This window comes from Pseudomonas sp. NKUCC02_KPG (assembly GCF_019345465.1).
Classification (GTDB): Bacteria; Pseudomonadota; Gammaproteobacteria; order Pseudomonadales; family Pseudomonadaceae; genus Aquipseudomonas.
Genome location: NZ_JAHKRC010000001.1, coordinates 26671 through 49279 on the forward strand (window position 1 = coordinate 26671; position 22609 = coordinate 49279).

16 protein-coding genes and 4 tRNA genes are annotated in these 22609 nt (G+C 57.6%); 12 read left to right on the top strand and 8 right to left on the bottom strand.

The genetic code is table 11. The annotated features are described in order from the left end of the window. The first annotated feature begins 2 nt into the window (after nt 1-2). The 7 genes from KO536_RS00135 to KO536_RS00165 all read left to right on the top strand — a co-directional run bounded on the left by KO536_RS00135 (nt 3) and on the right by KO536_RS00165 (nt 9040). Nucleotides 3-1535 carry an inactive transglutaminase family protein gene (locus tag KO536_RS00135; protein ID WP_133075715.1) on the top strand — a complete coding sequence of 511 codons (1533 nt, stop codon included), beginning with the start codon at nt 3-5 and terminating at the stop codon, nt 1533-1535. Further along, on the top strand, nt 1535-2518 hold the full coding sequence (locus tag KO536_RS00140) for an alpha-L-glutamate ligase-like protein (RefSeq protein ID WP_133075716.1): 984 nt from the start codon (nt 1535-1537) through the stop codon (nt 2516-2518). Before KO536_RS00135 ends, KO536_RS00140 begins: the two co-directional genes overlap by 1 nt. Nucleotides 2519-2697: 179 nt before the next feature. Further along, nucleotides 2698-4041 carry an aminodeoxychorismate synthase component I gene (gene pabB / locus KO536_RS00145; RefSeq protein ID WP_219260702.1) on the top strand — a complete coding sequence of 448 codons (1344 nt, stop codon included), beginning with the start codon at nt 2698-2700 and terminating at the stop codon, nt 4039-4041. 68 nt (nt 4042-4109) lie between these two features. Further along, a complete protein-coding gene (locus KO536_RS00150; protein ID WP_133075718.1) occupies nt 4110-4844 on the top strand; it encodes a phosphoadenylyl-sulfate reductase in 735 nt (244 codons plus the stop codon). A 168-nt stretch (nt 4845-5012) separates the two neighbouring features. Next, on the top strand, nt 5013-5531 hold the full coding sequence (locus tag KO536_RS00155; protein ID WP_219260703.1) for a sigma-70 family RNA polymerase sigma factor: 519 nt from the start codon (nt 5013-5015) through the stop codon (nt 5529-5531). 7 nt (nt 5532-5538) lie between these two features. Next, nucleotides 5539-6525: a FecR family protein gene (locus KO536_RS00160; RefSeq protein WP_133075720.1), complete on the top strand. Its 987-nt coding sequence runs from the start codon at nt 5539-5541 to the stop codon at nt 6523-6525. Nucleotides 6526-6601: 76 nt separating this feature from the next. Further along, complete coding sequence (locus KO536_RS00165; RefSeq protein ID WP_219260704.1) at nt 6602-9040, top strand: TonB-dependent siderophore receptor; 2439 nt, start codon at nt 6602-6604, stop codon at nt 9038-9040. 151 nt (nt 9041-9191) lie between these two features. Here the strand turns inward: KO536_RS00165 and KO536_RS00170 are convergent. From KO536_RS00170 to KO536_RS00185, 4 genes are all read right to left on the bottom strand, one after another. Beyond that, a tRNA-Asp gene (locus tag KO536_RS00170) sits at nt 9192-9268 on the bottom strand. 19 nt (nt 9269-9287) lie between these two features. Then, nucleotides 9288-9363: transfer RNA gene (locus KO536_RS00175), tRNA-Val, on the bottom strand. 217 nt (nt 9364-9580) lie between these two features. Further along, nucleotides 9581-9657 (bottom strand) — tRNA-Asp (locus KO536_RS00180). Between the two features lie 19 nt (nt 9658-9676). Next, a tRNA-Val gene (locus tag KO536_RS00185) sits at nt 9677-9752 on the bottom strand. A gap of 160 nt (nt 9753-9912) precedes the next feature. Between KO536_RS00185 and rdgC the strand changes: the two genes are divergently transcribed. From rdgC to sugE, 3 genes are all read left to right on the top strand, one after another. Beyond that, nucleotides 9913-10833 (top strand): recombination-associated protein RdgC, encoded by a 921-nt coding sequence (gene rdgC / locus KO536_RS00190; RefSeq protein ID WP_095037579.1) that lies wholly within the window; start codon nt 9913-9915, stop codon nt 10831-10833. 147 nt (nt 10834-10980) lie between these two features. Further along, nucleotides 10981-11946 carry a bile acid:sodium symporter family protein gene (locus tag KO536_RS00195; protein ID WP_133075722.1) on the top strand — a complete coding sequence of 322 codons (966 nt, stop codon included), beginning with the start codon at nt 10981-10983 and terminating at the stop codon, nt 11944-11946. A 118-nt stretch (nt 11947-12064) separates the two neighbouring features. Next, nucleotides 12065-12379: a quaternary ammonium compound efflux SMR transporter SugE gene (gene sugE, locus KO536_RS00200; RefSeq protein WP_133075723.1), complete on the top strand. Its 315-nt coding sequence runs from the start codon at nt 12065-12067 to the stop codon at nt 12377-12379. A 108-nt stretch (nt 12380-12487) separates the two neighbouring features. On the opposite strand, the gene KO536_RS00205 is transcribed toward sugE, so the two are convergent. Both KO536_RS00205 and KO536_RS00210 read right to left on the bottom strand, forming a co-directional pair. Then, nucleotides 12488-14362: an MFS transporter gene (locus KO536_RS00205; RefSeq protein ID WP_133075724.1), complete on the bottom strand. Its 1875-nt coding sequence runs from the start codon at nt 14360-14362 to the stop codon at nt 12488-12490. Between the two features lie 135 nt (nt 14363-14497). Next, nucleotides 14498-15649 (bottom strand): TDT family transporter, encoded by a 1152-nt coding sequence (locus tag KO536_RS00210; RefSeq protein WP_219260706.1) that lies wholly within the window; start codon nt 15647-15649, stop codon nt 14498-14500. Between the two features lie 240 nt (nt 15650-15889). On the opposite strand from KO536_RS00210, the gene KO536_RS00215 reads away from it, so the two are divergent. Further along, nucleotides 15890-19360 (top strand): PAS domain-containing hybrid sensor histidine kinase/response regulator, encoded by a 3471-nt coding sequence (locus KO536_RS00215; RefSeq protein WP_219260708.1) that lies wholly within the window; start codon nt 15890-15892, stop codon nt 19358-19360. A 17-nt stretch (nt 19361-19377) separates the two neighbouring features. On the opposite strand, the gene rmuC is transcribed toward KO536_RS00215, so the two are convergent. Then, complete coding sequence (gene rmuC / locus KO536_RS00220; RefSeq protein WP_219260989.1) at nt 19378-20742, bottom strand: DNA recombination protein RmuC; 1365 nt, start codon at nt 20740-20742, stop codon at nt 19378-19380. 172 nt (nt 20743-20914) lie between these two features. Then, the gene (locus tag KO536_RS00225; RefSeq protein ID WP_133075728.1) at nt 20915-21238 is read right to left on the bottom strand and encodes a sel1 repeat family protein; all 324 of its coding nucleotides are present in this window, start codon (nt 21236-21238) and stop codon (nt 20915-20917) included. Nucleotides 21239-22238: 1000 nt separating this feature from the next. On the opposite strand from KO536_RS00225, the gene KO536_RS00230 reads away from it, so the two are divergent. Beyond that, the gene (locus tag KO536_RS00230; protein ID WP_019407963.1) at nt 22239-22463 is read left to right on the top strand and encodes a hypothetical protein; all 225 of its coding nucleotides are present in this window, start codon (nt 22239-22241) and stop codon (nt 22461-22463) included. The last annotated feature ends 146 nt before the right edge of the window (nt 22464-22609 follow it).

Below are 22609 nucleotides of genomic sequence, written 5' to 3' on the forward strand. Positions count from 1 at the left end.
AAATGCGCGCTCTTACCCTTCACCTGAAAATCTTGATCACCATCCTTGTGGTGCTGGGCATTTCGATTACGGCCTACCAGATTTTTGCCCTCGGCATACCTGTGACCGAGGATGCTACGGATGACCTCTGGAACATCGACGCCAAGGTCGAATTCGTTGCCAGCTCCAAGGACCCGGTCAAGATCCAGATGTTCGTACCGCCGCTGAACCGCGACTACGTCAGCCTCAACGAGAGTTTCATCTCCAACAACTACGGGGTGAGCGTCAACCGGGTTGATGGCAACCGCAAAGTTACCTGGTCCGCACGCCGGGTCAGTGGCAAGCAGACCCTCTACTATCGCCTGGTGCTGACCAAGCGCTACTCGGGCGACAAGACCAAGATCAAAGGGCCGGTATTCCGCGACAGCATTGCCGTGGAAGGCCCGGAAAAAATCGCTGCCGAAGCATTGCTCGCACCGATCCGCCAGCACTCTGCCGATGTCGAAACCTTTATCAGCGAGACCATCAAACGCGTCAGCAACCCCAATGATGACAATGTAAAGCTGCTGCTGGCTGGCGATCCGTCGACCGCACACAAGGCCCAGGTCATCGAGTTGCTGCTGTCGATTGCCCACGTACCGATGGAAAAGGTCCACACCATCCGCCTGGTGGCCGATCAGCCGCAAAACCCGGAATTGTGGCTGCGCAGCTTTAACGGCAACGACTGGCTGTACTTCAACCCCGAGACCGGCGAGCAAGGCCTGCCGAATGACCGCCTGTTGTGGTGGATCGGTGACGAGCCGATGGTCACGGTCGATGGCGGTAAAAAACCCAACGTCACCTTCAGCCTGAACAACAGCGAAATGAACGCCATTCGCCTGGCCAAGCTGACAGACGAAAACACCGACGCCAACTTCCTTGAGTACTCGCTCTACGGCTTGCCGCTGCAGACCCAGCAAACCTTCATGATCATGGTGATGATCCCGATTGGCGTGCTGGTGATCCTGATTCTGCGCAACCTGATCGGCCTGCAAACCCTGGGTACATTTACCCCGGTACTGATCGCCCTGGCCTTCCGCGAAACCCAGCTGGGCTTCGGGATCATCCTGTTTACAGTGATCACCGCACTCGGGCTGACGCTGCGCTCCTACCTTGAACACTTGAAACTGCAAATGCTGCCGCGCCTGTCAGTGGTGCTGACGTTCGTGGTGATATTGATCGCAGCCATCAGCCTGTTCAGCCACAAGCTGGGCCTGGAGCGCGGACTTTCCGTGGCACTGTTCCCGATGGTGATTCTGACAATGACCATCGAACGCCTGTCGATCACATGGGAAGAACGAGGTGGCGGGCATGCGATGAAAGTCGCAATCGGCACACTGTTCGCCGCCACGCTGGCGTACCTGGTGATGAGCATCCCGGAACTGGTCTACTTCGTGTTTACCTTCCCGGCAGTCCTGCTGATCATGGTTGGCTTTATGCTGGCAATGGGTCGCTATCGCGGCTACCGCCTGACCGAGCTGGTGCGTTTCAAAGCGTTCTTGAAGGCTGACTCCTGATGTTCGGCTTCTGGAAGACCTGGAAGGCCCTGGAAGCCAAGGGCATCATGGGCATCAATCGGCGCAATGCGGACTACGTACTCAAGTACAACAAACGCAGCCTGTACCCGATTGTGGATGACAAGATCATCACCAAGGAACGCGCCATCAAAGCGGGCATTCACGTGCCCGAAATGTACGGCGTGATTTCCACCGAGAAAGAAATCGACAAGCTTGATGAAATCATCGGTGATCGCAGCGACTTCGTGATCAAGCCTGCACAAGGTGCGGGCGGTGATGGCATTCTGGTGATCGCCGATCGTTTCGAAGACCGTTTTCGTACGGTCTCGGGCAAGATCATCAGCCATGAAGAAATCGAGCATCAGATCTCCAGCATCCTGACCGGCCTCTACTCCCTGGGCGGCCACCGTGACCGGGCACTGATCGAGTACCGTGTTACGCCGGACCAGATCTTCAAAAGCATCAGCTACGAAGGTGTGCCGGATATCCGCATCATCGTACTGATGGGCTATCCGGTGATGGCCATGCTGCGTTTGCCGACCCGTCAATCGGGCGGCAAGGCCAACCTGCACCAGGGCGCCATCGGTGTGGGCGTGGATCTGGCCACTGGCCTGACCCTGCGCGGTACCTGGCTGAACAACATCATCAGCAAACACCCCGACACCACCAATGCGGTGGATGGCGTGCAACTGCCCAACTGGGACGGTTTCATGAAACTGGCGGCCGGATGTTACGAGCTGTGCGGCCTGGGATACATTGGTGTCGACATGGTGCTTGACCAGGACAAAGGCCCGCTGATTCTGGAGCTCAACGCCCGCCCGGGCCTGAATATCCAGATCGCCAACGACTGTGGCCTGACCCTGCGCACCCATGCGGTCGAGGCTCACCTCGAAGAGCTGGCAGCCAAAGGCATCAAGGAAACCCCGGAAGAGCGCGTGCGCTTTGCCCAGGAACTGTTCGGTCATATTCACCAGCCCGAATAAGCGTTTCAAAACCTGTGGGAGCGGACTTGCTCGCGATGCTATCAACTCGGTTGGCCTGACAGACCGCATCGACGCCATCGCGAACAAGCCCGCTCCCACAGTTCCCACAAGCCACATAGATTTGCAGTCCTGCACAGGACTACAATCGGCACCCCGCTCCGATGGCTGATTTGCTTCGCATGTTGACCTGTTCTGTACACCCGCTGCCCTATCTCGCCAATCCCGCTGACTATTTCGCGGTGATTCGTCATGCGCCTGGCGCCGTACTGCTCGACAGTGGCCGCCCCACCGCAGACCGCGGACGCTACGACCTGATGAGTGCCCGGCCACAGGCAGAACTGTCCCTGCAACCCGGCGAATCAGGGCGCGCTTTCTTACAGCGCCTGCGTGACAACCTCACACAAATGGGCAATGCCACACTCCCGCCCGAATACGACCTGCCCTTTGCCGGCGGGTTGATCGGCTACTTGAGCTACGACTTTGGCCGACAGCTCGAACAGCTGCCCGCCCACGCCCTTGACGACCTGAACCTGCCAGATGCGCGACTGGGCCTGTATACCTGGGCACTGATCAGCGACCATCAGGCATCCACCAGCCAACTGGTGTTTCACCCAGGCTGCGAGCCGCTGGAGCGTGAGCATCTGATCCAGCTGTTCTCTCAGCCCGCAGCGTTACACAACGGCCCGTTTTCGCTCAAAACACCGATGCAGCCTGACATCAGCGCCAGCCAGTACGAGCAGGCCCTGGCCCGAATCCATCGCTACATTCAGGCCGGCGACTGTTACCAGGTCAATTACACCCAACGTTTCAGCGCCCAGTGCGAAGGCGATGCCTGGACCGCCTATTGCGCTTTGCGCGCTGCCTGCCCGACGCCTTTTTCCGGGTTTGCGAGCCTGCCTGACGGCAACGCCATTTTGAGCCTGTCCCCCGAACGCTTTGTGCGTGTCAGCCACAATCATGTGGAAACGCGCCCGATCAAAGGCACCCGCCCACGGGGCAAAGACAGCGCCGAAGATGCTGCGAACGCCGCCGAACTGCTCGCCAGTCCCAAGGATCGAGCAGAAAACCTGATGATCGTCGACCTGTTGCGCAATGACCTGGGGCGCACGTGCCGTACCGGTTCAGTGAGCGTGCCGCAGCTGTTTACCCTCGAAAGCTATCCCAATGTCCACCACCTGGTGAGCAGCGTCATCGGCGAGCTGGCTGACGGCAAAGACGCCCTGGACCTGATCGGCGACAGCTTCCCGGGCGGCTCGATTACCGGGGCCCCGAAGATCCGCGCGATGCAAATCATCGATGAACTGGAACCCACGCGCCGCAGCATTTACTGCGGCTCACTGCTGTACCTTGATGTGCGCGGAGAAATGGACAGCTCCATCGCAATCCGCAGCCTGCTGATCAAGGACGGACGGGTCAGCTGCTGGGGCGGCGGCGGAATCGTTGCCGACTCCGACTGGCAGGACGAGTACCAGGAATCCATCACCAAAGTGAAGGTACTGCTCGATACGCTGCGAACCCTGTAGCCCGCGCTTTTTGCTAAGATCGCGTCACTAGAGAGCGCCAAGCGCCATTTACTGTAGGAAGCCGCCTGATGAGCCATCCGTTCGACGTCGCTGAACTCGCCGCGACATACGCCAGCAAGTCCCCGCAAGACATACTCAAACTCGCCTTCGAACACTTTGGCGACGACCTCTGGATTTCCTTCAGTGGCGCCGAAGACGTGGTGCTGGTGGACATGGCCTGGAAACTCAACAAGAACGTCAAGGTTTTCAGCCTCGACACCGGCCGCCTGCACCCCGAGACCTACCGGTTCATCGAGCAAGTGCGCGATCACTACAAGATTCAGATCGAGCTGATCTCGCCGGATCAAACCAGGCTTGAACCGTTCGTGAAGGAAAAAGGCCTGTTCAGCTTCTATAAGGACGGGCATGGCGAATGCTGTGGCGTGCGCAAAATCGAGCCGCTGCGCCGCAAACTGTCGACAGTCAAAGCCTGGGCGACCGGCCAGCGCCGCGACCAGAGCCCGGGCACTCGCAGCCAGGTCGCAGCACTGGAAATCGACGGCGCGTTCTCGACGCCGGAACGCACCCTGTACAAGTTCAACCCGCTGGCACAGATGACCAGCGAAGAGGTCTGGGGCTATATCCGCATGCTGGAACTGCCGTACAACAGCCTGCATGAGCGCGGTTTTATCAGCATCGGCTGCGAGCCCTGCACCCGTCCGGTCCTGCCCAACCAGCACGAGCGCGAAGGCCGCTGGTGGTGGGAAGAAGCCACGCAGAAAGAATGCGGGCTGCATGCCGGCAATCTGATCGCCAAGAATTGATCCGTTTCCCGTAGTCGCTGCCGAAGGCGGCGAGCTTTTGATTGGGTGATTGAGTCAAAAGCTCGCCGCCTGCGGCAGCGACTACATCTTCTGCCGTCCACCTTGCGTTTACCCCAGACTTTCGTTAAGAATTGGTAATTATTCTCAATAACGTTTGGGCAAAGTCCTATGTCTTCGGGTGAACCCCCTTACCAGGCAACTATTACTGAGCTGTACTGCGAACATCACGGCTGGCTGTTTGGCTGGCTGCGCAGAAAGCTTGGTTGCGCACACAATGCGGCGGATCTGGCACAGGACACCTTCACCCGAATTCTCAATGCCCGCGAGTCGGTGGCGACTCTGCGTGAGCCCCGCGCCTTCTTGAGCACTACGGCACGCCGACTGATCATCGATCAGGTGCGCCGCAAACAAATAGAGAACGCCTACCTCCAGGAGCTGGCCCTCACGACAGAAACACTCGAGAACTTTCAATCACCCGAGCAGATCCTTGCCACCCTGGAAGCCCTCGAGCAGATAGCGTTTATCCTTGAGGGCATGCAGGACAAGGCGCGCCAGGCGTTTGTGCTGTATTACCTGGACGGCCTGACCCAGTGTGAGATTGCCCGACAACTGGGGTTATCTGATCGTACGGTGCGCAAGTATCTGATCCAGGCCCTGCTGCACTGCAGTCACAGCCTGGATACCTGAAACCGCCATGCCAGAGCCGCGCCAGACAATAGACGAGCAAGCCGCCGAATGGATTTTGCGCCTGCACGAAGAAGGCTTCAGTGAATCACTGCGCCTGGAGTTCGAGCGCTGGAAGCAACAAAGCCCGAAACACGCTGGCGCCGCCCTGCGCATGCAGGATGTGATCAACCGCCTGCAGTCCTTGCGCGAACACTCGGCTCCGGCAAAAGCGGCCCTCAACGCAGGGTTCAATCGGCGCAAACCTGCAACCCAACGCAAGCAGGTCCTGCGCGCACTGCTGATTGCCGGCTGCCTGGCAGTCCCCGTCACGCTGGTCATGAAAAGCCCTTATCCCGAACAATGGATGGCCGATATCAGCACCGGCCCCAACGACTGGAAGACCCAGCGCCTTGCCGACAACTCGACCCTTACCCTCAACGGCACCAGCGCGGTCAACGTGCATTTCGATGGTCAAGAGCGGCGTATTGAATTGCTGCAGGGTGAAGTACTGGTCGACGTTGCGCACGACAGCGCCCGCCCCTTTTTCGTACAGACGGCTCAAGGCAGCATGCGCGCACTGGGCACCCGCTTCGTGGTCAAACGCCAGGGTGATACCACCGTCTTGAGCATGTTGCAGTCGAGAGTCGCGGCGCAGAGCGCAAACGAGCAGCAAACTCTGGAAGTGGGTGCTGGTTCCCGGGCATTGATTCGCAGCGACTCGGTCGAGCTCTCGGGAACGGTCTCTGCCGCGAGCATCAATCAAGCCTGGGAGCGCCATCAACTGGTGGTTGAAAACCAGCCCCTGCCCCAGGTTCTTGACGAAATTTCCCGGCATCGACGGGGCCATCTCCAGTTTGATCGCGAGGCCCTGGCCAGCTTGCGCGTTTCGGCAGTGCTGCCTCTGGACGATACCGATCAGGCACTGCAACTGATCGCCGAAACCCTGCCCCTGCAGATAAAGAACTACACCCCGTGGCTCATTGTGATCAGCCAGCTGCAGCCGCCTAAAAAATAATAATTCCCATTCGTTCCGCTTTTCCCGAGTCAGCCGTCAAGGTAGGTACAACGACTCATAAAGGACTGCGCTTTCCATGCTGACTTCCTCCAACCTGCGCGGGCGCTTTGGCCCGCGTACCTGCACGCCGCTGGCCCTGGCAATTCACTTGATTGTCGCCTCGGCGACCGGAGTGCTCTGCACCTCGACCGCTCAGGCACAATCGGCGGCCGTGCAAACCTATGACATTCCAGCCGGCCCGCTGAGCAACGCGCTCAATCGCTTCGCGCAACAGGCCGGTGTGGCAATCATTTTTCAGTCAAGCAACCTGGAAGGCCTGTCGACTCCCGGCCTGCATGGCGCCTACAACGAACAAAGCGGATTCGAAGCATTGTTGCGTGGCAGCGGCTACACCGCGGTTAAAAGCGCCAATGGCTATATGCTCGACGCTCTACCGGCTGCAGGCGGCTCGCTGGAGTTGGGCGCCACACAGGTCAGCGCCAATCAGCTGGGCACTATTACCGAAGGTTCCGGTTCCTACACCCCAGGCTCCATCGCCACCGCAACACGCATGGTGCTGACACCGCGAGAAACACCGCAGTCGATTTCCGTAGTGACGCGCCAGGCAATGGACGACTTTGGCCTCAACTCGATCGATGATGTGATGCGCCACACCCCCGGCATCACCGTGGCCACCTACGACAGTGATCGCACCAGCTATTACTCCCGCGGCTTTGCGATCAAGAACTTTCAATACGATGGCATCCCTATTCTGCAAGACCCGCAATATTCTGCCGGGCACACACTGACCGACACCGCGATCTATGACCGGGTCGAGATCCTCAAGGGGGCAACCGGACTGCTCACCGGCGCTGGCGGGCCGGGCGGCACGATCAATATGGTGCGTAAAAAACCCACCCGGGAATTCAAGGCACACATCGACGTAGGCGCTGGCTCCTGGAACAACTACCGCTCCGAGATCGATGTCAGCGGCCCTTTGACCGAGAGCGGCAATGTCCGTGGCCGGGCTGTGGCGGCCTATCAGGACAAACACTCGTTCATGGACCATTACAAGCGCGACAGCGAGGTCTACTACGGGATTCTTGAGGTAGATCTGAGCCCTGACACCCTGCTGACACTTGGCGCCGACTATCAGGACAACAACCCAAAAGGCTCCAGCTGGTCGGGCAGCGCATCGCTGTTCAACTCCAACGGAGATCGCATCAGCACCCCACGTTCGTTCAACAACGGTACCAAGTGGAGCAGCTGGAAGCAGTACACCCGAACCGTGTTCTCGACCCTGGAACACAATTTCGACAATGGCTGGGTCGTCAAAGGGCAGTACAACCACCAGATCAACGGCTATAACGCTCCACTGGGCGCACTGCTCGACCCGGACGCCACCACCGGCCTGGCGCCGATCCTTGCACGCAAGTACACCGGCGAATACGTCAGCGACAGCGGCGACCTTTTTGCCACCGGCCCTTTCAGCCTGCTGGGGCGCGAGCACGAACTGGTGGTCGGCGGCTCGGTATCCAGATCCCATTGGACCGGCAAGGATTACACCAATGCCAACATGGGCAACAACGCCTACGACTACTACAACTGGAAAGGCGACGCGCCGGAACCGGACTGGCGCAACGTGACTTCATACAATGATGAAACCACGCGCCAGGTCGGCACCTACATGACCGGCCGCTTCAGCCTGACAGACGACTTGAAGCTGATGCTGGGCACCCGAGTGGCCAACTACACACTGACTGGTACCAGCCACGCCAAAGACACTGGCAAAGTGCTCCCATATGCCGCCTTGATCTACGACATCAACGACACTATTTCTGCCTACACCAGCTATACAGAAATCTTCTTGCCACAGTCGTACTACCGCAATCGCGACAACAAGATGCTTGAACCCGATGAAGGCACCAACTACGAGCTGGGGCTGAAAGGCGAATTCTTTGATGGTCGCCTGAACTCAAGCCTCGCGTATTTCGAAGTGCATCAGGACAACCGCCCTGAAGCAGATACGGCCTACAACGGCAATCCAACCAACCCGGACATTGACTACGCCTATAAAGGCATCAAAGCCACGACCAAGGGTTACGAAGCAGAAATCTCCGGGGAGCTGATGCCGGGTTGGCAGTTGCAGGCGGGCTACACACACAAGGTGGTGCGTGACCAGAGCGGGAAAAAGGTTTCGACATGGGAGCCTGAGGACCAGATCAACCTGTATACCAGCTACAAGCTGACCGGTGATCTCGACAAATTGACCCTGGGCGGCGGCGTTCGGTGGCAAAGCACGGGCTGGCAGGTGCTGACCAACTGGAACAAAGGCGGCGTCGAGGAAAAATTCTCCCAGGATCCGTACTGGCTGGTTGATTTGATGGCGCGCTATCAGATTTCAAAAAACCTCTCGGCTACCGTCAACCTCAACAACGTGTTCGACAAGGCGTATTACACCAACATCGGTTTTTACAACTCGTCGTACTACGGAGACCCGCGCAACGTCATGGTGACAACGCGCTGGGATTTCTAGACGATAAAAGCGTTACCGTAGCAACTGCCGAAGGAACGAGGCTGCTGCTACGGGTTTTTGACCGTCAACAAAAACACACGCGCACAAAAAAGCCTGCACTAGGCAGGCTTCTTGCTGATCACAAGCGTTCAAGGGGCTTGTGTTCAAAATATGGCGCAGCGGACGGGACTCGAACCCGCGACCCCCGGCGTGACAGGCCGGTATTCTAACCGACTGAACTACCGCTGCGCGTAACATTGAAAGTAAGTGGTGGGTGATGACGGGATCGAACCGCCGACCCTCTGCTTGTAAGGCAGATGCTCTCCCAGCTGAGCTAATCACCCTTTACTTCACTTTCGTTGCGGGGCGCATTCTCTCACACTTTTTGTGTAAGTGGTTGTTTTTATTCAAGTTTTTTTCAAAACCCGGTAAAAACTTCCGTTTCCAACGCCCTGCATCTTTGATTTTGCAGCGAACTGCAAAATCGAAGCCTTTCAGGAAAGCCTGCATTCAGCGAGCTTGCCCAACCACAAGCGTTCAAGGGGCTTGTGGTACAAAAAATGGCGCAGCGGACGGGACTCGAACCCGCGACCCCCGGCGTGACAGGCCGGTATTCTAACCGACTGAACTACCGCTGCGCGTAACACTGTGAGCGAATGGTGGGTGATGACGGGATCGAACCGCCGACCCTCTGCTTGTAAGGCAGATGCTCTCCCAGCTGAGCTAATCACCCTTTCACTCTCGGTGTGGCGCGCATTCTACGTAGCGACCTATAGTCTGGCAAGCACTTTTTAAAATAATTTTTCTAACGGTGACAAAGGCTTAGCGCAGGGTTGGCCTATTAAGGCTATCAAGCGAATAATGCGTCTTTGTATAAAGGAGTGATTCACCCCATGTGGTTCAAAAACCTGCTTATCTATCGCCTGACCCAAGATCTGCCTTTTGATGCGCAGGTGCTGGAAACTGCACTGGCCACCAAATTGGCCCGCCCGTGTTCAAGCCAGGAAGTAGCCACCTACGGTTTCGTTGCCCCGTTCGGCAAAGGCGAAGACGCGCCACTGGTTCACGTCAGCCAGGACTTCCTGCTGATCGCCGCCCGTAAAGAAGAACGTATCCTGCCAAGCAGCGTTGTACGTGATGCTTTGAAGGAGAAGGTCGAAGAGATCGAAGCCGAGCAAATGCGCAAGGTCTACAAGAAGGAGCGCGATCAGCTCAAGGATGAAATTATCCAGGCTTTTCTGCCGCGTGCCTTTATTCGCCGCTCGGCGACCTTTGCCGCCATCGCTCCCAAGCAGGGCCTGATCCTGGTCAATGCTTCAAGCCCAAAACGCGCCGAAGACCTGCTGTCTACCTTGCGTGAAGTGATCGGCTCGCTGCCCGTTCGCCCTCTCGCAGTCAAAATCGCACCTAGCGCCGTCATGACCGAATGGGTCAAGACCCAAAAAGCCGCCGACAACTTCTTCGTCCTCGACGAATGCGAGCTGCGCGATACCCATGAAGACGGCGGCATCATTCGCTGCAAGCGTCAGGACCTGACCAGCGACGAAATCCAGCTGCACTTGAGCACCGGTAAAGTGGTTACCCAACTGTCGCTGGCGTGGCAGGACAAACTGTCGTTCGTGCTGGACGACAAACTGGTGGTCAAACGCCTCAAGTTCGAAGACTTGCTGCAAGACCAGGCTGAACAGGACGGCGGTGACGACGACCTGGGCCAGCAGGACGCCAGCTTCACCCTGATGATGCTGACCTTCGGCGAGTTCTTGCCGCAGCTGTTCGAAGCATTGGGCGGCGAAGAGATTCCACAAGGGATCTAATAGCTCTCCTCCCGTAGCAGCTGCCGAAGGCTGCGAAAAGGGCCGAAGGACCTTCGCTTTCTATAAATGGAAGCGGGGTGTCGCTTCGCAACCATCGCAGCCTGCGGCAGCGACTACAGGTTCAACACAACTATAAAAAGGACCACCATGCGCGCACTTGCTGCTTTAAGCCGCTTTGTCGGTAATACCTTTGCTTACTGGGTGCTGATTTTCGCCGTGCTGGCGTTTCTTGAACCTGCCTGGTTTGTCGGCCTTAAAGGCTACATCGTGCCCCTGTTGGGTGTCGTGATGTTCGGTATGGGGCTGACACTCAAACTCGAAGACTTCGCCGAAGTCGCCCGCCATCCGTGGCGCGTGGCACTGGGCGTGGTCGCTCATTTCGTGATCATGCCCGGCGTGGCGTGGTTGCTCTGCCAAGTGTTCCACTTGCCACCCGAAATCGCCGTTGGCGTGATTCTGGTCGGCTGCTGCCCAAGCGGCACATCGTCCAACGTCATGACCTGGCTGGCACGCGGCGATCTTGCACTGTCTGTTGCGATTGCCGCCGTGACCACCCTCCTCGCACCATTGCTGACCCCGGCGCTCATCTGGTTGCTGGCTTCCGCCTGGTTGCCGGTTTCATTTATGGAGTTGTTCTGGTCGATCCTGCAAGTTGTGCTGTTACCCATCGTGCTGGGGGTACTGGCCCAACGCCTGCTCGGCGCACGGGTGCGCTTTGCCGTCGACGTACTGCCCCTGGTCTCGGTGGTCAGCATTGTGATCATCGTCGCCGCCGTCGTAGCGGCCAGTCAGGCTCAGATCGCCAAGTCAGGATTGCTGATCATGGCCGTGGTCATGCTGCATAACAGCTTCGGCTATTTGCTCGGCTACTTTACCGGTCGTCTGTTCAAGCTGCCGCTGGCCCAGCGTAAATCTCTGGCCCTGGAAGTCGGTATGCAGAACTCCGGGCTGGGCGCGGCACTGGCCAGCGCACACTTCTCACCGCTGGCGGCCGTACCCAGCGCGCTGTTCAGTGTATGGCACAACATTTCGGGGGCGTTGCTGTCGACGTATTTCCGTCGCATGAGCGAGAAAGAAGATCGCCTGGCAGCAGCCAAGGCTGCAACTGAGTGAAATTTCGGGGTTGCCTGACGGAATAATCATGTGCAATATACTGCGCACTGCGAGGACGACCTCGCGACTCATCGAGTGATTATTCTGGGGACGACCCCGTCAGTTGATGGAGATAACCATGTCCTGGATCATTCTGTTTTTCGCCGGCCTGTTTGAAGTTGGCTGGGCCGTCGGCCTGAAATACACCGAAGGCTTTACCCGCCCGCTACCTACAACCCTGACCGTCGGCGCCATGATTATCAGCCTTGGCTTGCTGGGCCTGGCCATGAAAGAACTGCCACTGGGCACTGCCTACGCAATCTGGACGGGTGTCGGCGCAGTCGGTACGGTCATCGCAGGAATCATCCTGTTTGGTGAATCGATGGCGCTGTTCCGACTGGCCAGTGTTGCACTGATCATTGCTGGCCTGGTAGGTCTAAAAATCAGCGCATAACACAATAAACGGTGGGAGCGGACTTGCTCGCGATGGCGATCGACGCGGTTTTAATGAAGAACCGCAGCGCCTGCATCGCGAGCAAGCCCGCTCCCACATTTGCGTTCCCTATTTGACCGCCCCGCGCAACGCCATCACCCGTTCACGCAACAGTTTTTGCGTGGCGTCACCAGGCGCTATCGGTGTACCGGCAACCAGCGTTACCCGCGACCACAGTCGATGGAAAAAACCCTTGTTCGGGTCGCGACTGAAAAAGCTGCCCCACAACCCCTGCAACGCCATCGGAATCACCGGCACCGGCGTGCGCTCCAGAATGTGCCTCACTCCCGCCTTGAATTCATTGATCTGCCCATCCGTGGTGAGTTTGCCCTCCGGGAAGATGCACACCAGTTCGCCATCGTTCAGATACTGGGCAATCTTGTCGAACGCCTTCTCATAAATAGCTTCGTCTTCAGCACGCCCGGCAATGGGAATCGTGCCTGCAGTGCGGAAGATAAAGTTGAGCACCGGCAGATTGTAGATTTTGTAATACATCACAAAGCGAATTGGACGACGTACCGCCCCGCCTATCAGCAAGGCATCTACAAATGACACATGGTTGCAGACCAACAATGCCGCCCCCTCATCGGGGATCAGTTCCAGATGTTTGTGCTGCACGCGGTACATGGAATGGCTCAACAGCCAGATCATGAAACGCATGCTGAATTCAGGAACGATTTTGAAAATGTAAGTGTTGACCGCGATATTCATCAACGACACCACGAGAAACAACTCGGGAATCGTCAGCTTGGCCACACTGAGCAACAGGATGGTGACGAGCGCCGACACCACCATAAACAGCGCATTGAGAATGTTGTTGGCGGCAATGACCCGCGCCCGCTCACTTTCCGAGGTACGCGACTGAATCAGTGCGTACAGCGGCACTATATAGAAACCACCAAACACCCCCAGCCCGAGAATATCGAACAGCACCCACCAGGCCTGGCTGAACCCCAGCACCCCCAGCCAATCGTTGGCCTGAATGTTTTGCGGCATCTGCCCCGAATGCCACCACAGCAGCAGACCGAAGACTGTCAGGCCAAATGAGCCGAAGGGCACCAGACCAATCTCGACCTTGCGCCCCGACAGTTTCTCGCACAGCAGCGATCCCAGAGCGATGCCCACCGAGAATACCGTGAGGATCAACGTCACCACGGTCTCGTCGCCATACAGCCAGTCTTTAGCATAGGCCGGGATCTGCGTCAGGTAAATCGCACCGACAAACCAGAACCACGAGTTCCCCACTACAGAACGCGACACGGCTGGGGTCTGATTTAGCCCCATGCGCAACGTCGCCCATGATTCGCTGAAGATATTCCAGTTCAGCCGCAGTTGTGGTGTATCCGCCGGCGCGGCCGGAATACCACGGCTGGCCACATAGCCCAGCACCGCCACGGCAATGATCACCCCTGAAACAACCACGGTGTAATTGCTCGACGACAGCATGATCCCGGCCCCTATGGTCCCCGCCAGAATCGACAGAAAAGTGCCCATCTCGACCAGGCCATTCCCCCCGACCAACTCTTCTTCACGCAGGGTTTGCGGCAGGATCGAATACTTCACCGGCCCGAACAGTGCCGAATGTGTGCCCATTGCAAACAAGGCAATCAACATCAGGACCAGATGATCGAAGGCAAACCCTATGGCCGCGACGATCATGATCGCAATCTCACCCAACTTGATCAGACGAATCAGGCGGTCCTTGGGGTATTTTTCACCGAACTGACCAGCCAGCGCCGAGAACAGAAAAAACGGCACGATGAAGAGCAGCGCACAGAGGTTGACCCAAATTCCCCGATCACCCTCGATGTTCAACTTATAAAGGATGGCCAGAATCAGGGATTGCTTGAACAGGTTGTCATTGAGAGCGCCCAGGGACTGGGTCACGAAGAAAGGCAGGAAGCGGCGCTTGCTTAGCAAACTGAATTGCGAGGGGTGGCTCATCGTCCATGTACTCACGTTGCGCTGATAGGCTTTCTCTTTGGAGGGCCGTTGTAACACTCAGGACACAACCTTGCTCGGGTTCTGTTTGCGGCTACACCTTTTTCAGCGTTTCCCCACAGAACCCGAGCACAAGTCTCACTTCTTCAAGCCTGCAATACACGGCGACACAAATAGCTCACCACGATAAGCGCCTTGCACCGTGCGAGTCCCTACCAGCAGCCACATCAGCGCCAGCGCCACCACCAGCACACAACCGGCCACATCTAAGAAGGTCAGCTGCAACATGCTGCCCAGGCGCAAGGTGGCCAGCGAGTACACGCCCAGCGGGAAGGTAAAGCCCCACCACCCCAGATTGAACGGGATACCCGAGCGGAAGTAACGAATCGTGATCAGCGCCGCGATAACGATCCACCACAAGCCAACGCCCCACAAAATAACCCCGGAGATCAGCCCCAGACCTTCCGCAATTTCACCGATCCGCGCCAGGCCATGGGCGGCAAAAATCGCCGGAGCATCGGCCCCCAGCAGCAACAGGCCCAGGGCGCCCGTGCCAATGGGCCCCAAGGCCAGCCAGCTGGAAGCCGCCATGCTCTCGTGGGGCAACTTATGCAGCGCCATGCGCAGGATCAAAATGGTCAAAATACTGAACGCTACTGGTACCGAAAATGCCCACAGCACATAGCTGGTAATCAGCACATGGAACTGCGCTGCGGTATCCGTCAGATAGGGCGCCAACAGCCCGCCACTGGCCGCCGCGACCTCTGCTGCGACTACCGGCAACAGCCAGACAGCGGTCATCTGGTCGATGCTGTGATCCTGGCGGGTAAACATCAGATAAGGGATCAGCACGCCGCAGCCCAGAGCCATGGCCACATCAATCCACCACAGCACCTCGGCCACCTGCACCATCTCGCTGCCCCAGCGCGGCACGCCGAACACCAGAAAGCCGTTAATGATGGTCGCCAGGCCCATAGGGATGGTGCCGAAGAACATCGACACCGTGGAGTGCCCGAAAATACGTCGCGCCTCGTCGAAGTAAAGCATCCAGCGCGCGCCATACAGCACGCTGAACAGGATGAACAAACCGATATTGAACAGCCATAGCCCCTCGGCAAAGGCACGCAGGCCAGGGATATGAACCGGCAACTGGGCCAGGGCCAACGCCAACACCCCCGTACCCATGGTCGCGGCAAACCAGTTCGGAGTGAACTGGCGGATCACTTCGCGAGGGTGCTGCAAGTGGCTGAATGGCCGAAAACCGGCATTGGCTTTGTTAGGGCAAGTCATGGGTTCCTCCTGTTCCTCAAGTGAGGTAGGACTAGAGTAGAACCAAATCGAATATCTATATAACTGGTAATTTCTCTAACTGTTATCTGTTTTTCCTATATATAGCTTTTCTGCACCATCTCAACCTCTGCGACACCTGACCACGCTCAGACCATGGTCGACACTGACGCGCTCCGAACATCATGCGAGACTAGCTTCCCGCAGCCGGATTGCTCGGGTCTTACACGTTCAGGAGTGTTCATGTCGTTGTCCAGCGGGCTTATCGCCGCCGTCGCCCTCGCCTATATGGCCATCATGTTCGCCATTGCCTTTTATGGTGACCGGCGCAGCAAACCGCTGCCGCCGCGGGTTCGCGCGTGGGTGTATAGCCTGTCGCTGGCCGTGTACTGCACCAGTTGGACCTTCTTCGGCGCCGTTGGTCAGGCTGCCGAGCAGCTCTGGGCGTTCTTGCCGATTTACCTGGGACCTGTGCTGCTACTGGTATGCGCGCCCTGGGTACTGCAAAAGATGGTGATGATCAGCAAGCAGGAGAACATCACTTCCATTGCCGACTTTATCGCCGCCCGCTACGGCAAATCCCAGTCGCTGGCGATTGTGGTGGCACTGATCTGCCTGGTGGGAGTGCTGCCTTATATCGCCCTGCAACTCAAAGGTATTGTGCTCGGGGTTAACCTGCTGATCGGGGCTGGCGCCGACGCCACCGGCTCCCGGGTCGAGGACACGGCACTGATCGTGACGCTGGTGCTGGCGCTGTTCACTATCTTGTTTGGCACGCGCAACCTCGACGCCACAGAACACCACCGGGGCATGGTGCTGGCCATTGCCTTTGAGTCGCTGGTCAAACTGTTCGCCTTTCTCGCGGTAGGCGCCTTTGTGACTTATGGCCTGTATGACGGTTTCGACGACCTGTTCAACCAGGCGATGCTAGCGCCGCGACTTGAGCAGTACTGGAAGGAAACCATCAATTGGCCTTCGATGGTGGTCCAGACCGGCGTGGCCATGATGGCGATCATTTGCCTGCCCCGACAGTTCCACGTCACGGTGGTTGAAAACATCGAGCCCCAAGACCTGCAACTGGCCAAATGGGTGTTTCCGGCCTACCTGATTCTCGCGGGCCTGTTTGTGGTGCCGATTGCCCTGGCCGGGCAAATGTTGCTGCCCAGCTCAGTATTGCCCGACTCGTTCGTGATCAGCCTGCCGCTGGCCCAGGCTCACCCGGCACTGGCATTGCTGGCATTTATTGGGGGGGCATCGGCTGCTACCGGCATGGTGATCGTTGCCAGTGTCGCGCTGTCGACCATGGTCTCCAACGACATGCTCCTGCCGTGGCTACTGCGACACAAAAACGCCGAGCGCCCGTTCGAAGTGTTCCGCCACTGGATGCTCTCGGTCCGGCGCGTATCGATTGTGGTGATTTTACTGCTGGCCTATGTCAGCTACCGCTTGCTGGGTTCGACCGCCAGCCTTGCCACCATTGGCCAGATCGCTTTCGCTGCCGTCACTCAACTGGCCCCGGCCATGCTCGGCGCCCTGTACTGGAAGCAAGCCAACCGCCGGGGGGTTTTTGCCGGGCTGGCCACAGGCACCTTTATCTGGTTTTACACCCTGGTGCTGCCGATCATCGCCCATAGCTTTGGCTGGCATCTGAGCCACTTCCCGGGGCTGGCGTGGCTGCACAGCAACCCGCTGGGCCTGTCCATCACCCCGCTGACCCAAGGCGTGGTGCTGTCGCTGGCCGGCAACTTCACCCTGTTCGCCTGGGTCTCGGTGCTGTCGCGCACCCGGGTGTCAGAGCACTGGCAGGCCGGGCGTTTTATCGGCCAGGAGTTGAGCAGCCACCCCAGTGGCCGCTCCATGCTCTCGGTACAGGTCAACGACCTGCTCGCCCTCGCGGCACGTTTTGTCGGCGAAGAACGCGCCCACCAGAGCTTTATTCGCTTCGCGTACCGTCAGGGCAAGGGCTTCAACCCCAACCAGAACGCCAACGGCGAGTGGATCGCCCACACAGAACGGCTTCTGGCCGGGGTACTTGGCGCGTCATCTACTCGCGCGGTCGTAAAAGCGGCCATTGAAGGCCGGGAAATGCAACTGGAGGACGTGGTACGCATTGCCGATGAAGCTTCGGAAGTGCTGCAGTTCAACCGCGCGCTGCTTCAGGGCGCGATTGAAAACATTACTCAGGGCATCAGCGTAGTCGACCAGTCACTCAAACTGGTGGCCTGGAATCGCCGCTATCTTGAGCTGTTCGACTACCCCGACGGGTTAATCAGCGTAGGCCGCCCGATTGCAGACATCATTCGTCACAATGCAGAACGGGGCCTGTGCGGCCCCGGCGAAGCTGAAGTTCATGTGGCCCGTCGCCTGCACTGGATGCGTCAGGGTCGGGCGCACACGTCTGAACGCCTGTTTCCCAATGGCCGTGTGATTGAACTGATCGGCAACCCCATGCCGGGCGGCGGTTTCGTGATGAGTTTTACCGACATCACCGCGTTCCGCGAAGCCGAACAGGCCTTGACCGAGGCCAATGAGGGCCTGGAGCAAAGGGTGGCCGAGCGAACATTTGAACTGTCGCAGTTGAATCAGGCGCTGACCGAAGCCAAAGGCGTGGCCGAAACTGCCAGCCAGTCCAAAACCCGGTTCCTGGCTGCCGTCAGCCATGACCTGATGCAGCCGATGAACGCCGCACGACTGTTCTCGGCCGCCCTCTCTCATCAGGAAGATGGCTTGAGCGCGGATGCCCAGAAGCTGGTGCAGCATCTGGACAGTTCATTGCGCTCCGCAGAAGACCTGATCAGCGACCTGCTGGACATTTCGCGCCTGGAAAACGGCAAGATCACCCCCGACATCAAGCCTTTCGCCATTAACGATCTGTTTGAAACCCTGGGCAATGAGTTCACCGCCCAGGCACAGGAACAGGGCTTGAACTTCAGAGTTCGCGGCAGCCGTGTACGGATCAACAGCGACATCAAGTTACTGCGCCGCATCTTGCAGAACTTCCTGACAAACGCCTTTCGCTACGCCAAAGGCCCTGTGTTGCTGGGCGTACGGCGACGCGGCGGCGAACTGTGCCTTGAGGTGTGGGACCGAGGACCGGGCATCCCGGCAGACAAACTGCAGGTCATTTTTGAAGAGTTCAAACGCCTCGACAGCCACCAGACCCGTGCCGAAAAAGGCCTGGGCCTGGGCCTGGCGATTGCCGACGGCTTGTGCCAGGTGCTCGGCCACACCCTGCAAGTGCGCTCATGGCCCGGTTTTGGCAGCGTGTTCAGCGTCCGCGTGCCGATGGCAAAGAGCCAGGCCTCACCGCAGCCCGTCGTCGTCGAGCAGAATGGCCAACCTCTGACAGGCGCCCAGGTGCTGTGTATCGATAATGAAGACAGCATCCTGATCGGCATGCAGAGCCTGCTTACTCGATGGGGCTGCCGTGTCTGGACCGCACGCAACCGCGAAGAGTGCGCGGCACTGCTTAACGAGGGCGTGCGCCCGCAACTGATATTGGTTGACTACCACCTGGATGACGGCGAGGTCGGTACAGAACTGATGGGCTGGCTGCGGGCACAATTGGGCGAACCAGTGCCCGGCGTGGTGATCAGTGCCGATGGCCGCCCTGAGATGATTGCCGAGGTGCATGCCGCAGGCCTTGAATACCTGCCCAAGCCGGTAAAGCCTGCGGTTCTGAGAGCATTGCTGAGCAGGCATGTGCCGCTTTGACAGAAAGGGCGCTTGCCTTACTCCGCAGGATGCGCCACGCCATCAGCGTCGGTCATGGCTCGCTCCAGCAAATCGGCAGGCAAGCTTTTACTGGCCCGAGCGCCCAGCAACCTGAGCTGCTCGCTGCGGCTGACCAGATTGCCTCGCCCTTCAGTCAGCTTGTTTCGTGCTGAACTGTAGGCTTTGTCCAACTGCTGAAGGCGATTGCCTACCTCATCCAGATCCTGAATAAACAATACGAATTTGTCGTACAGCCAACCGGCGCGCTCGGCAATTTCACGGGCATTCTGGCCTTGACGCTCCTGCTTCCAGAGGCTGTCGATCACTCGCAAGGTGGCAAGCAGGGTGGTGGGGCTGACGATCACGATATGACGATCAAAAGCTTCCTGGAACAGGTTCGGCTCGGCTTGCAACGCCGCCGAAAATGCCGCCTCGATCGGTACGAACAACAAGACGAAATCCAGACTGTGGAGCCCTTCCAGACGCTTGTAGTCTTTGCCGGCCAGGCCCTTTACATGATTGCGCAGCGACAGCACGTGCTGCTTGAGTGCCGCCTGCCCAATCACGTCGTCATCTGCGGCTACATATTGTTGATACGCCGTCAGGCTAACCTTGGAATCGACTACAACCTGCTTGTCACCCGGCAACATGATCAGCACATCTGGTTGGAAACGCTCGCCGTCGGGGCCCTTGAGGCTCACCTGGGTCTGATATTCACGGCCTTTCTCAAGCCCTGCGTGCTCCAGCACCCGTTCCAGAATCAACTCACCCCAGTTGCCCTGGGTTTTCTGGCCTTTCAGGGCGCGAGTCAGGTTGGTCGCCTCATCACTCAATCGCAGATTCAGTTGCTGCAAGCGCTCCAGCTCTTTGCCGAGGGAGAAACGCTCTCGCGACTCCTGCTGATAACTCTCTTCAACACGCTTTTCAAACGACTGGATGCGCTCTTTCAGCGGATCGAGCAGTTGTCCAAGGCGTTCATTACTCGTCTCCGCAAAACGCTGCTCGCGCTCATCGAAGATCTTGCCCGCCAGCTCGGCAAATTGAGCCCGCAGTTCATCACGTGAACCCTGCAGGTCATTGAGTCGCTGCTGATGGCTGTCTTGCTGCTCGCGCAACTCGGCAGCCAGCGCAGACGCATGGGCATCCAGGCGACGCAGCTCGACTTCTTTTTGATTGCGCTCCAGGTTCCAGGCGTGAGCTGCATCGCGCCCATTATCGCGCTCAACCTGCAACAACTCGACCTCTCGACGCAGCGCGGCCAGCTCTGCCTGCTTGGCTGCATTGGCATGCCCAAGATCACTGATCTCATCGCGACAGGCATCCAGTTGGGCACTCAGGCCTTCCTGGGCCAACTGAGCCGTACTCAAGCGCTCACCGATCAACGCAAGCTCAGCATGATGACCGCTGGCACGGCGTTGCAACTGCCAGACAAGCGCCAGCAATGGCACACCTGCTACTGCCAAGCCAAGCAACAGACTGCTCAGATCCAGGGCCATAACCCCTCCACGCGAGGTAAAAGATCAAGGGTACTCAACAGACGGCACCGAAGACAGTTCAGTCTTCGGTCTTGTTCAGTTCCTGCTGTGCCAGACGATCACCAGCACGGGCGGCCTGACGCAACAGTTCATGGCCGATACGCTGATCACGGGCGCTGCCGCATTCACGGCACATCAATTGCCCCAATCGGCTCTGGGCCAGCACGACACCCTGGCGCGCGGGCTGTTTGAGCAAATGTCCGGCAACGTGCTGGATGCTTGGGTTGGCACCCAGACGCGGGTTATCCAGCAACCAGATAGCCACCCGCAAAGAAAAGCGCTTGGGGGCATCATTGGAGGTATTTGAGCGAGTAACAGAGGAAGTAGCTGTGCGGAACTTCATACGACACTGTGGGCAGAACAGAAGGCGCGCCACTCTACTCCTTTTTTTCTTTGGGTAAAGTCGAAAAAAGTCTACACCCTTGATCTAGAGCAAGCGCTCGGGACAATCCACAGATCCTGTGGATAAGTCAGTGGACAACCCAAGTTTAACCCCCGCAAAGGCCCACCCTACGGGGCCTCGGGTCAAACTGTCGATTTTTTCACCAATTAAAAAAAACGATGTTTTTCATTGACTTAAATTTACCAGACAGGCTAGGAGGACGAACACACGGGTATCTGCGCTGATTTTGCCCGCAGCACTGCAAATGTGCACAAGTTCACATTCAGAGCAGGAATTCGGGCCTTTAAAGAGCACAACCTGTCGGCCAGCGCACCGCGACAGAGCGATGTTTTGCAGATATTTGGGCAACAATCCAAGCTTTACGCCCCCAGGAAAACTCCCAAAAATGTACTACTACCAAACAAAAACGCTACCTGATCACGCTGCGGCCAGATGATTTATCCCATCTTGAACCAAGGCTACAGAAAGTATTTTTTCTAGCACACTTGCGTTTAACATTTCAAGCCGTTAGTATCCGCAGCGTTAGTACCAAGCTGAAAGTCAATTCGGGCCGAACAAATCCTCCCAGCCACCTTGCGTAAAGCAAAGCAGCGCTGACAAAACGGGATCGACCCCCTAGATGGTTTCCAGGTAAAACTTGCGACGATACGGCCTTTGCACAAACGCACAGGGTATCGCGAAGTTCTTTTACTCTGACCGAACCAACCTGCAAATTGATCAGGATCTTCACCCGGAGCACGGAACCTTAGCTCCAGTTGTGATTGCCTGCCCTCCTAAGTACCTACCTGCCAGCCCAAGCGCCACATAATTAATGCGCTCCAACTGGCGGCTTTGTTCCAGTCAGGTTCTTCGTCCAGCCAAAGAATGGCTCGACGTCACTGGAACGTTTTAACGCAGCACGGATCTGAATCCGTGTCATTTGTAGGAACACCTAATAACTATGTCTACTCAAATCCATACTCAGGATGCCATTCGCACCCTAACCAACGCCTTTGCTCCAATGAACTGCCTGATTATGGCCGCTCGCAAAGGATGCTTCAGCTTCACCCTGGTCAACGAACACGGCATCGCGCGTCACAGCGAGCGCCTGTACCCTGACCAATACTCCAGCGCAGAACCCCTGCAAGCTGTGATCGAGCGTACTCGTCAGGCCCTTATCGCCTGAAAGCTTGAGCGTTACACAACAAGCCCTGCCTGATCCGCAGGGCTTTTTGTTGCCTTCTATTTAAGAAACATTCGGCATCGCTTAAGTCCTTGCGGATATATAGCCAACGGCCCGAAGCTTTAAATGTTTTAAAAACAGGCCGTTAC